A 12,397-nucleotide genomic window follows, 5' to 3' on the forward strand; every position below is an offset into this window, starting at 1 on the left:
AAGAGCTCAGTATGTGGGAATAAAACCACGCTGCCCTCATACTCTGAAGCTTTAAAAAGCTCATAAGAGCCAAATTTAATCCCAAGCTCTTCATAGATCTTTGTATATTTATGTATTGTTTTGTGGACACTTAACCTAAATTCCTTGACAGACAATTCATTAATTATATCTTGGGCAACACCAACAGGGTCCGTTAATAACACTGGTGTTTGACCATCTGAAACTGCATCGTTTATGAAATTTATTAATGATTCCATAGACTTATCTAAATTCGGAAACTTGTAGTCCGCTGTTCCGTATGGACATTTTAAAACTAGCACATCACAGTGTTTAGTGTATGCAGGATCAGTTGTAGGCAGGTGTTTTAAATTTATATCACCGCTATATAAAAGTGTCTTATCACCCTTGTCGATAATCATCTGAGCTGCCCCAAGCATTGTTCCGGATGGAACAAGTTCAACTTGTAAATTTCCAAGTGCGAAGGGTCTGTAATAAGGGCACGGAAGGACTACCGGTTTTTTTATTTTCTTTTCGAGAAATTTTATCGTTTGGGGGGTAGCCAGAATTTTTTCAGGTGCACTAAATTTCTCTATATCAGCTGATGAGATAAAAGAAAGCGGTACTTTCTTTTTTGCATCAAACCATAGCTCTGTACCAACTAAATGTGTTCCATTTTGATATTCAATCATTAATTTCGAAATTTAGTCTACTTCGGGGAGGATGAATTTCAAGAAGTTGATGATGAATGAAGATATGACAAGTAGCTCTAGATTTCAGCTTCTTATCAATTACTCGATAACTGTTTCAGAGGTAAAATCTTCGTTGTCCAGCTTCCACTCGCCGTTTTCTTTTACAAGGGTCACAATACCGGTCACTTTGGCATTGGGATCATTTGTATCAGTCCCATCAATTGTTAAAGTAGCCTTGTTTCCCTCAATCTTGGATGAGATGCTTTTTGTTTTCATAGTACTTCTTACTTCTCTCATTATCTCCAAAAACGCAGCTTCATCTTCTGGCGAAATCTCACCCATTTGATTGATATTGGCCTGAGAGAGATAGGGCTTTAGCTCTCCCAAAGACTGCGCTTTCATGCTTGTTTTTACATATGATTCGTAGAATTTAATAGTATCATTTTCTTCATCTGCGAAAGCTGCTGTGACTATAAATAGACTTACAATTAGACTAAATATAAGAGTATATTTTTTCATTTATTTCTCCGCTATATATGAATTATTATATGATTACCATCTTTTTTAAAGAATACCAAGCACAATTATTGTTGACAAGCAGTAGTTATGGCAGTGATAATTTTGAGTACAAATTCTAGAAAATAAACTATGAGGTGAACTCTTGATGGATAAGACTGAAATGCTGTTAAAAGACTTGACTGAGGCGCATGGTGTGCCTGGATATGAGGCGCAAGTGCGCAAGATTATTAGAAATTATTTCAAACCTATTGGTGACATTGAAGAAGACAATATGGGCAGTCTTATCTGCAAAAAAGTGGGGAAAGATGATTCTCCAAACATAATGCTTGCGGGCCATATGGATGAGGTAGGTTTTATGGTTAAGCACATATCAGCTGATGGTTATATCAGGTTCACACCGCTTGGTGGCTGGTGGGATCAGGTGCTGCTTGCCCAAAGAGTGGCTATCAAAACAAACAAAGGCGACGTGATTGGAGTAATTGGCGCTAAGCCTCCCCACCTCCTCTCACCCGAAGAACGCAACAAAGTAGTTGTTAGAAAAAATATGTACATAGATATCGGGGCCACTTCTGAAAAAGATGTTGAAAAAGCAGGCGTGAGAATAGGAGATCCGATCGTTCCTGTAAGTGAGTTTACAGTGCTATCAAATCCTAAAACTTATATGTGCAAAGCTTTTGATGACCGAGTTGGTTGTGCAGTGGTAATATCTGCACTGAGTTCACTAAAGAAGAATCATCCAAACACCCTGATTGGCGCTGCAACTGTGCAGGAAGAGGTTGGAGTAAGGGGAGCAACCACTAGTGTTGAAATGGTTGATCCGGATATTGCTATCATACTTGAATCTGACATAGCAGGAGATGTTCCTGGAATAAAACCTGATGAATCGTCCACAAAATTTGCTGGTGGACCATCACTACTTCTTTATGATGCGCGAATGATACCAAATCTAAAACTAAGAGATCTTGTTATAGATACTGCTAAGAAAAATAAGATACCTCTACAATTCACAACCATGGAAGGCGGTGCAACAGACGGATCAGTTATACACCTTCATAAGATAGGAGTTCCCACTGTGGTGCTTGGGGTCCCTTCAAGACACATACATAGCCACAACTCAATTATTCATAGGGACGACTTTGACAACACAGTTAAGCTATTAAAAGCTGTCGTGCAAAAGCTGGATAAGAAAACTGTACAAAATATTAAGTCATTCAGGTAGATAGGCAAAGTAGCATATAGCGCCTGTTATTAATTTGCTGGTAAACTTAAGGGCACTTTGGAATCCATAAAAATAACTGGGGCTAGAGAGCACAACTTAAGAGATGTCTCTCTATCCATACCCAGAGGAAAACTTGTTGTAATAACAGGCGTTAGCGGATCGGGAAAGTCTTCTCTTGCTTTTGATACGATTTTCGCAGAGGGACAGAGAAGGTATATGGAATCGCTATCTGCATATGCACGTCAATTTGTAGAGAAAATAGATAAGCCCGATGTTGATTCTATTGAAGGCCTGTCTCCATCAATCTCAGTAGACCAAAAAACATTTCAAAGAAACCCCCGCTCTACTGTAGGCACTATTACAGAGATATACGATTTTTTAAGGCTCCTATTTGCCAGGGTCGGCAAGCCTTACTGTTATGAATGCAATGTTGAAATTGCAGCTCAATCAATTGATAAGATGGTTGAGCGGGTTATTTCTTTAGAAAAAGGAGATAAAGTCTCAATTTATTCTCCAATTGTTCAAGGGAGAAAAGGGGAGTATAGAAAGGAGCTGGAGGAACTTAGATCTGAGGGCTATTTAAGAGTAAGAATAGACGGAGAGGTCTATGATCTGGATGAAGAAATAAATATCAATAGAAATAAAAAGCACACGATCGAACTGTTGGTTGACGTGGCTGTAGTTAGGCCACAAGATATGGATGAGAGAATACGAGAGTCATTGCAAATTGCGCTAAAGCGCTCTGGCGGAGTTGCGGTAGTTGAATCTAGTAAAGGGAAAAAGTTTACTTTCAGCGATAAGTTTGCATGTCCTAATTGCGGCATCAGTTACCCAGAAATATCGCCAAGGCTGTTCTCCTTTAATAGTCCTTATGGTTCATGTAAGACCTGCGATGGTATCGGGACAAACTCTTTTTGCGACCCGGAGCTTTTAATAGACCCAGAGCTGTCAATTTCAAAAGGAGCTATAATTCCTTGGAGAAACTCTACATATTTCAATCAGCTCATCGAAAATGTTGCTGAGTACTATAAATTTGACCTAGATACACCTTATAAGAAACTTCCATCAAAAATAAGAAAAATAATTGTGCACGGCTCAGGCGATGAAGAAGTTCTGTTTTATAAAGAAAGAAAAGGCAGGGTTCTTAAGCACTGGGATACATATGCAGGGGTTTTAGGGATCACCTCTGATTGGTTTGCGGAAACTGAATCGCCCGAAGTAAGGGAAAAACTCTCACAGTATATGAGAACAGCCACATGCACTGATTGCGGGGGCTCAAGACTCAGAAAAGAAGCGCTTTCGATCTATATAGACGGAAACTCTATATTCGAAATTATCAGTATGCCGGTAGACAGCGCACTCGAATTTTTTAAGGATCTAAATCTAAGTGGTAGGGATCTGGAGATTGGGGAGAGAATAATCAAAGAGATAAAGTCCAGGCTAAGTTTTCTAGATGACGTAGGTCTTAGCTACCTCACATTAGACCGCTCCGCTCCAACACTATCTGGCGGCGAGGCTCAGCGGATAAGACTAGCGACGCAAGTGGGGTCCAAACTCACGGGAATTACCTATGTTCTAGATGAGCCAACAATAGGTCTTCATTCAAGAGACAATCTAAAACTTATAGATACCCTAAAATCACTTAGGGACAGCGGCAACTCTATTATCGTAGTTGAGCATGATGAGGATACGATTAGAAACGCTGACTTTGTTGTAGATATTGGACCGGGTGCAGGAGAGAAAGGCGGCGAGATAGTAACATCCGGGGGAGTTGAAAAGATATGCGGCGCTAAGAACTCTCTTACAGGAGGTTATTTATCTGGCGAGTTGGATATCGACTATCCTAAAAAACGCAGAAAACCTAAAGAGTTTATTTCTATAAAAGGCGCAAGTGAGCACAACCTTAAGAACATAGACATCGATTTTCCATTGGGTGTTTTTACATGCGTAACCGGAGTGTCCGGCTCAGGAAAGAGTACACTCGTTATAGATACACTATATAATGCCCTTAGCCATTTCTTATACAGAAGTAAGGATCAAATCGGTAAACACAAGAAAATCTCAGGTTTCAAAAAAATTGATAAGATACTAAATGTGGAGCAAAGCCCCATCGGCAGAACTCCTAGGTCAAACCCGGCAACTTATACGGGACTTTTTTCTCCAATCAGAGATTTATTTGCTATGCTTCCGCAGTCCAACGCAAGGGGATACAAGCCTGGAAGGTTCAGTTTTAACGTAAACGAAGGAAGATGCAGCGTGTGCTCTGGGCATGGGACTCAAAAAATAGAGATGCACTTTCTACCCGATGTATACGTGACTTGTGAAAGATGCGGCGGAAGCAGGTATAACTCCGAGACATTAGAAATCAAATACAATGGTAAGAGCATTGCAGATGTGCTGGATATGACGGTTAGAGAAGCACACGAATTTTTCAAAAACGTTCCAACTTTAAAATCAAAGCTTGAGGTTCTTGAAGCTGTCGGACTGGAATATATAAGATTGGGTCAGGCCGCTACAACACTATCAGGCGGAGAGGCTCAAAGGATTAAACTGTCTAAAGAACTCTCCAGAAGAGATACCGGAAACACTTTGTATATACTTGATGAACCTACAATTGGGCTTCACTTTGATGATGTACGCAAACTCATATTAGTCATTCAAGAGCTTACAAACAAAGGTAATACTGTGATAGTAATAGAACATAACCTTGATGTAATCAAATGTGCAGATCATATTATTGATATGGGCCCCGAAGGAGGGGAGTCAGGTGGGCAGGTAATAGCACAAGGTACTCCGGAGAAAGTATCTAAAGTTAAAGGCTCTTATACTGGCATGTTCTTAAAAAGTATATTGAAGAGTAAATCTAGTACTAAAGGATCTCATTAGTTGGACCTCTTGCAATCAATTATTTTGGGCGCCGTTCAGGGAATTACTGAGTTTTTTCCCGTAAGCTCAACAGCACATCTAGTAATCTTTCCCTGGCTCTTTTCATGGAAAGACGAAGGGCTAGCGTTTAATGTCGCTCTTCATATGGGGAGTCTTGTTGCTATTATCTACTATTTCTGGCGCGATTGGATGCTTATCATTAGAGAATTTATACAGAGCGTTTCAAATTGGAGTTTTGATGGACGGCCAAACGGCAGGACAGGTTTGTATCTGATCATTGCTACTATACCAGGCGCGCTTGCTGGTGTGTTGTTTGAGAACTATGCAGCTGGTATTTTAAGAGATCCTTTATCTGTAGCGTTTATGCTTTCATTCTTTGGAGTAGTTCTATATTTTTCTGACCGGTTCTCTAAAAAAACTAAAACCGTAAGAGAAATGAGTATGATCGATTGCATAATCATCGGCATTTCTCAAGCATTTGCGATTATTCCTGGTGTCTCAAGATCAGGGATAACAATTACCGGCGGTATGTTTAGAAATTTAAACCGCGAGGAAGCTGCTAAATTTTCATTTTTACTAGGGGCTCCTCTAATTGCGGGGGCCGGTGTGTTTGAATCTAGACATTTGGAACCTCAGGCTGTTTTAAGCCTACCATTTATTGCTGGCGTAGCGGCCTCGGCAGTTTTTGCATTTCTTGCGATCAAATATCTATTAAAGTTCGTTAGAAAATCCAGCTACACTGTTTTTGTTGTTTACAGACTTGCCCTTGCAGTTCTAATTGCATTTCTCTATCTAACTAGATAAGAGGTTTCTACAGTGATTGCACTACTCTCATCAAACTGGGAAGAAATAGCCAAATTAAAAGAAGATATAAACTCCAAGGTGGATGAAAAAAATCCCGAGTCTAATTGTCTATTGGGAGAACTTTATGACCAGCAAATAGTTTTAGCTATTACAGGTGTTGGGATAAAAAGAGCCAGAACCATTTCAAGCAATATAATTCAAAAATATAAGCCAGAGCTAATGATTTTTGCTGGATTTGCAGGCGCGCTGAGTCTTGATCTTAAGCTAGGAGATATTATTATGGGTACTTCAATAACTAGCATTATAAAAAATGAAACTAAAACGTTATACACTGATTTTTCTCTTCCAACTAGCAGATACACTATGGGCCCACTGCTTACTGAAAGTAGATTTATTTACAATCCTCAAGAAAAAAACCGATTGTTTGATTCTACCGGAGCGCTAGCTGTCGATATGGAAACATGGGGAGTCGTAGAGGCTGCAATGCAGAGCAAGATTCCTGTATGCTGTGTTCGAGTAATATCTGACGAAGCCAACGAGATCCTTCCTGATATGGCCGCTATATATTCAAGCACAGGTGAGCTTGATGAAAAAAAAGCAGAACAATATTTTAATTCAAATCCCGAGCTATTAGCCCCCTACCTAAAATTCAGATTTACAAACACCTATATAGCATCAAAGAGCTTGTGTGAATTTATCCCGCATATATTAAGAAGCTCTAGATAACCTAACAAACCGGGCATACGCGGCTATTTATTAAATAAATAAATACGATATAATAGTATTAAATTAACCCCACCCCATTTGTTTCTAAAGGAGAGATGTGTGAAAAAGTATACTGGAATATTTATATTCATATTTTTATTTGGATTCACCGCTCAGGGATCCGAAGTAGACGATCTTCTTATTACAGTAGATGTTGATGATAGATCTGGTGGGGGTTGTTCAATTATGAAAGCAAAGCCCGATGGGAGCATCTCCGAGTTTGTCTCAGGTACGGATATTCTGAGTATAACTGGAAGGCCTGGTTGTGATTTAGAGGATACAGGGATTGCATCACTATTAGATGGTGTGATCTACTTCAACGAAGATAGATCCGGCGATATTCTTTTTGCAGCAACGGATAATATTGTTAGAAGATTTATCGCAGATGAGGTTTTAGACACATTGTTGCCAGATAATGTGGATATAGACAATGGAATGGCAGTAAACAAAGTTACAGGGACACTTGTTATAGCGGATGAAAACAATGGGGCGATATTAGAGCTACCGCCCGCTTTCTCCACTCCAATAGTTGACCCCTCATTAGTAAAGATATTGGCAACCGGGGCAGATTTTGAGGCTTTAGTCCCTCTTGGATCAGCTATAAATGCTGAAGGAGGAATAGCTATAGATGATCAACAAAACATATACGTTGCAAATGAGGATTTGGTCAACAATACGGCAAATGTAATTTTCAAATTAACTCCCCAAGGAGATGTGTCTGTACTTTGCACACAGGCTGAACTGATGGGCGTAATTGGAGTTGCACCTAGGTTAGATGTCGGCATGGCTTTTGACGGCAGTTTGTTTGTAGCTGACAGCAATTGCAACTGTGTTTTAGAAATTAACCCCGTCAGCTGCAGTCCCCAGATACTAATTGCAGAGGCTCAAATAAATTCACTGACTGGAAATACCAGTGCCGATTTAAACGGTGGTTTATGTATAGATAGAGATAAGAACCTATATGTTGGGGATAATGGTAGTATTTCTCAAAGTTCTCGTAACCCTAGCATCATAAAAATACCTACTGATATCAATTCATCTGCTTCACTATTTGTATCGGCTGATCAGGTTCGTGCACTTTATGGAGATATTGCTCCAGATGGTAACCCACAATTTCAGGGTTTATGCACTGTAAAACTGGCCGACACTGGATTTAATGTACCCGCTCTTTCCAATGGAGGAGCAATTGTCTTAGCACTGGTTCTTGGCTTAACTGGACTTTTTATAGCTAGAAGAAAAATGGCTGCATTGTAAATAATATGTAGTACAAATGAATCATTTTGTAGAATTTGTTCCAAAATATCCACTAATATATATGCTTTAATATTCCCTTAAGATTTGTTACTATTGAATATAGTACTTCCACCAGAGCACCTAAGGGGGTTCCACAGAAATGGCCAGAAAACAAAAAACTATTGAAGCATTATTAAAGGAAGGACGCACTTTTTCTCCTAGTAAAAAATTTAAAGAACACGCTCGTGTAAGTGATGATGCAATATACCGCAGGGCAAAACGAAACAGAGAGAAGTTTTGGGAAGACAAAGCCAAAGAGCTCGACTGGTTTAAAAAGTGGAGAAAGGTTCTTAGCTGGAAAGCTCCAGATTCCAAATGGTTTATCGGGGGCAAATTAAATGCTTCATATAACTGTCTTGATAGGCATTTAGACGGACCAAGGAAAAATAAAGCAGCAATAATTTGGGAGGGGGAGTTTGGTGAAACCATTACTCTTACTTATTGGGAACTCTACAGAGAAGTAAATAAATTTTCTAATGTTCTAAAAGACCTAGGGGTAAAAAAGGGGGATAGGGTTACCATCTATATGCCTATGATCCCTGAGCTTGCAATTGCTATGCTTGCTTGCGCTAGAATTGGAGCCCCTCACAGCATTGTCTTTGGAGGTTTTAGTGCCGAGAGCCTAAGAGACAGAATTATAGACTGCAAATCTAATGTGCTTATTACTGCGGACGGCGGATACAGGAGAGGAAAAGTAGTTCCTCTTAAGAAAAATGCCGATGAGGCAGTTAAGAAAACCCCATCTATAAAAAAAGTTGTTGTAGTAAACCGTGTTGGAGATAAAGTGAAAGTTAGAATGAAGAAAGGAAGAGATTATTGGTGGCATAAACTAATGGAAGGCGCTCAGCCATACTTCGCGCCAGAAAAAATGGACTCTGAGGATTTACTTTTCATTCTCTACACTAGCGGCACAACTGGAAAGCCCAAAGGCATAGTTCATACAACTGGTGGATATTTAGTAGAAGCCTCTGCTACAACAAAGTTGGTTTTCGACTTAAAAGAAGAAGACACATACTGGTGCACAGCGGATATTGGCTGGATTACCGGGCATAGCTATATTATTTATGGCCCTTTGGCAAACGGCGCAACATCGATAATGTATGAGGGCGCGCCAGATTATCCTGATATAGGACGTTTTTGGGCAATAGTAGAAAAATATGCGGTAACTATTTTCTATACCGCACCTACGGCAATCAGGGCATTTATGAAATGGGGTGAAGAACATCCCCAGAAGTACGATTTATCCTCGCTCCGTCTTCTTGGCTCAGTAGGTGAGCCGATTAACCCAGAGGCTTGGATGTGGTATCACACACATATCGGAGGACGGAAATGTCCGATAGTAGATACTTGGTGGCAGACAGAGACCGGCTCTATTCTAATAACTGGACTGCCCGGACACACTACATTAAAACCCGGGTCTGCTACTATACCTTTCCCTGGAATAGACGCAGACATTGTGGATGAAGATGGTAAGACGGTTAAAGAGGGCGCAGGTTATTTAGTTCTCAAAAAGCCTTGGCCTTCAATGCTGCGCGGTATCTATGGAGATCCCAAACGATATAAAGAACAGTATTGGAGTAAGTATCCTGGGATCTATTTCACAGGCGATGGAGCAAAGAGGGATAAGGACGGATATATATGGGTTCTTGGCAGAGTGGATGATGTAATGAATGTGGCTGGGCACAGAATCAGCACTATGGAAGTGGAGAGCGCGCTGGTGGATCATCCGAGCGTTGCAGAATCTGCTGTTGTTGGAAAGAGTCACGATTTAAAAGGTCAGGCTATTGTAGCTTTTACAACCCTTAAAAAAGGAATTAAGTCGAGCACAAAATTAGTTGGTCATCTAAGAGGCCATGTTGCAAAGAAGATTGGCGCCATCGCAAGGCCTGATGATATTATATTCACTGCAGAGCTTCCGAAAACAAGAAGCGGTAAGATAATGAGACGGCTTCTTCGAAATATTGCCGAGGGTAGTGTTTTAGGAGACACAACTACACTTGCTGATCCTACCGTAGTTAATGAGCTTAAGAATAAGTATGAAGATAAAGAGGGTTAATCATACAGGTGCGTGTTCTAGGTTTTCACTATAGCCTAAGTAATCGTTTTTAAATTTTGAAAGGTCCTGCTTTATAGAAGCAATAATAAATCCAATTACAGTAGCATCATCAATTAGTCCCGCAGCAGGAATCATATCCGGCACTGCGTCAAAGGGATTTACAAAGTATATTATTGCTCCAGTTGTTAGTACTAATGTTGTCCAGGGTACTTCTTTGTAATCGCCTTTAGCCCATGCTTTTAACATAGAGAGTAGAAGAGCTATATCATCTCGGAATGATAAAACTCTTAATTTTCCCGAATTTATTTCTTTAGACGCTGTATCAACTAAATCTTCAACATTTTTAGAGCTACTAAGAATTTCATTTGCGCGTAGAAGCGCAGTTTGGGAAAAAATCTTAAGGATGGTTTTTGTTGAAGTGATCATGATTTTAATTGCTTAGTAAATCTAATAAAGCAAACAAATACATAACACTAAGTTACATCTTTTAACGTTAACCCGTTGTCTTTAAGTACTGCGAGTAAGCCCTTTTTGTTAATAGTTCTATATGTCCTCATTGAAATTCTTAGTTTGATAGAGCGGTCAAGCTCTGGAACATAGATCCTTTTCCAATGAAGATTTGGTGTCTGACGGCGCTTAACCTTGTTGTTTGCATGTGATACATGGTTTCCAACTAGAGGCTTTTTGCCTGTTATCATGTCTCTTTGTGCCATTTTATGATCTCCTTACTAATACCTAAAACAGGGTATAAAGTATTCCACAAGAAAAAAATTTGTAAATATGAACCAAAAATAAAAAACCGTGGCTAAAAATATCGCGTATATCATATTTGTGTCAGAAAACTTAGGAGCAAAATAGCTCTTGTATAAAAAATCAGGTGTGTTAAACCTAAAATGGGTAAAAAATACTAACAGGAGGTAGGTTATTATGAAGAGAGGAGCACTTCTTTTCTTATTGATTGCTTTAGCTTTAATTGTATCAGCGCCAGTATTCGCAGATTCTGTAGATCAAGCTACAGATGCAATGCAAGATGGCAAGGATGTTATGGACAAAGGTCAGGACGCTAAGAGTATGATGGACAAAGGCCAGGATACTATGCAGCAAGGTCAGGACATGATGAAACAGGGCCAAGACGCCATGCAGCAAGGGCAGGATATGATGGACAAAGCCCAAGGCACTAAGGACATGGTTGATAAAGGTCAGGACGCCAAAGACATGATGGACCAAGGTGATACTGTAGATGAAGCCACAGATGCAATGCAAGATGGCAAAGATGTTATGGATACAGGCCAAGATGCTAAGGACATGGTCGATAAAGGTCAGGATGCCAAAGACATGATGGACCAAGGTGATACTGTAGATGAAGCCACAGATGCAATGCAAGAAGGCGAGGATGTGGTGGACGAAGGGCAAGAAGCCAAGGGTATGATGGATAAGAGCCAGGATGCTATGCAGCAAGGTCAGGACATGATGAAACAGGGCCAAGATGCCATGCAGCAAGGGCAGGATATGATGGATAAAGCCCAAGGCACCAAGGACATGGTCGATAAAGGTCAGGACGCTAAGGGGATGATGGACAAGGGGCAGGACGTCCAGGATATCGTGGATAAGGACCTGGATGCTACCCAATAGGATCAAGATCCAAAAAGCATGACTGAATAACAGATGCCCATAGTATCAAAGTCTAAAGCTACTAGCATTGTCATTTGCTATGGACGTTTTAAGGAGTTGGGTACGCTGAGTTAGACAAGAATTAGAAATTACAATAAAGAAAGGGGGAGATTTATCTCCCCTTTATTATTGACTATTTACAGTTTTTACTCAGTTGCAACTGTAATTTTCCTTTCTGTATTATTAAACGGGCCTTCCACAATATTCCTGTTCCCGTCAAGTAGCTGTAAAGTAATTATATAGTCTCCCGAAGTAAGTCCTGTTATAAATGCAGGGGTCCACTCGGTCATAGTAATAGTGTATTCAGTAGCATCGGCTTCGTCTTTGCGGATTGTATACTTAGTTTGTGCTCGGGATCGGCCCGAAATTTAGGGGTTGCATGACAGGACTGCGATGTTGTCAATCCATAAGCTATTAGTTTTACGAATGTTTTGTTGTCGAAGTAAGACGTATGAATTAACTCGTCCCATGTTAGCAAACTGGACAGCCTATCAG

Annotated in this window: 11 protein-coding genes; 7 read left to right on the forward strand and 4 right to left on the reverse strand. The window is 40.1% G+C overall.

Translation table 11 applies throughout. The features are described 5' to 3' along the window. Together AAF462_04465 and AAF462_04470 are read right to left on the reverse strand one after the other, a co-directional pair. Window positions 1-689: hypothetical protein (locus AAF462_04465; GenBank protein ID MEM7008368.1), on the reverse strand; the 689-nt coding region annotated here is incomplete at its 3' end. A 99-nt stretch (window positions 690-788) separates the two neighbouring features. Continuing rightward, the gene (locus AAF462_04470) at window positions 789-1,208 is read right to left on the reverse strand and encodes a hypothetical protein (protein ID MEM7008369.1); all 420 of its coding nucleotides are present in this window, start codon (window positions 1,206-1,208) and stop codon (window positions 789-791) included. Between the two features lie 145 nt (window positions 1,209-1,353). Here AAF462_04470 and AAF462_04475 point away from each other — a divergent pair, with 145 nt between their 5' ends. The 6 genes from AAF462_04475 to acs all read left to right on the forward strand — a co-directional run bounded on the left by AAF462_04475 (window position 1,354) and on the right by acs (window position 10,231). Further along, a complete protein-coding gene (locus tag AAF462_04475; protein MEM7008370.1) occupies window positions 1,354-2,427 on the forward strand; it encodes a M42 family metallopeptidase in 1,074 nt (357 codons plus the stop codon). 57 nt (window positions 2,428-2,484) lie between these two features. Beyond that, window positions 2,485-5,313 (forward strand): excinuclease ABC subunit UvrA, encoded by a 2,829-nt coding sequence (uvrA, locus tag AAF462_04480; protein MEM7008371.1) that lies wholly within the window; start codon window positions 2,485-2,487, stop codon window positions 5,311-5,313. Next, window positions 5,314-6,117, forward strand: a complete 804-nt coding sequence (locus AAF462_04485; protein MEM7008372.1) for an undecaprenyl-diphosphate phosphatase — start codon at window positions 5,314-5,316, stop codon at window positions 6,115-6,117. A gap of 12 nt (window positions 6,118-6,129) precedes the next feature. Beyond that, a complete protein-coding gene (locus tag AAF462_04490) occupies window positions 6,130-6,843 on the forward strand; it encodes a hypothetical protein (protein ID MEM7008373.1) in 714 nt (237 codons plus the stop codon). Between the two features lie 99 nt (window positions 6,844-6,942). Next, window positions 6,943-8,136 carry a hypothetical protein gene (locus AAF462_04495; protein MEM7008374.1) on the forward strand — a complete coding sequence of 398 codons (1,194 nt, stop codon included), beginning with the start codon at window positions 6,943-6,945 and terminating at the stop codon, window positions 8,134-8,136. 139 nt (window positions 8,137-8,275) lie between these two features. Continuing rightward, window positions 8,276-10,231: an acetate--CoA ligase gene (gene acs / locus AAF462_04500; GenBank protein MEM7008375.1), complete on the forward strand. Its 1,956-nt coding sequence runs from the start codon at window positions 8,276-8,278 to the stop codon at window positions 10,229-10,231. Here acs and AAF462_04505 read toward each other — a convergent pair whose 3' ends face one another. Continuing rightward, window positions 10,232-10,657 (reverse strand): YkvA family protein, encoded by a 426-nt coding sequence (locus tag AAF462_04505; GenBank protein ID MEM7008376.1) that lies wholly within the window; start codon window positions 10,655-10,657, stop codon window positions 10,232-10,234. A 47-nt stretch (window positions 10,658-10,704) separates the two neighbouring features. Further along, window positions 10,705-10,944: a 50S ribosomal protein L28 gene (gene rpmB, locus AAF462_04510; GenBank protein ID MEM7008377.1), complete on the reverse strand. Its 240-nt coding sequence runs from the start codon at window positions 10,942-10,944 to the stop codon at window positions 10,705-10,707. 214 nt (window positions 10,945-11,158) lie between these two features. Here rpmB and AAF462_04515 point away from each other — a divergent pair, with 214 nt between their 5' ends. Then, window positions 11,159-11,863 (forward strand): hypothetical protein, encoded by a 705-nt coding sequence (locus AAF462_04515; protein MEM7008378.1) that lies wholly within the window; start codon window positions 11,159-11,161, stop codon window positions 11,861-11,863. Window positions 11,864-12,397: the final 534 nt, after the last annotated feature.

This window comes from Thermodesulfobacteriota bacterium (assembly GCA_039028315.1).
Classification (GTDB): Bacteria; Desulfobacterota_D; UBA1144; order Nemesobacterales; family UBA2774; genus CR02bin9.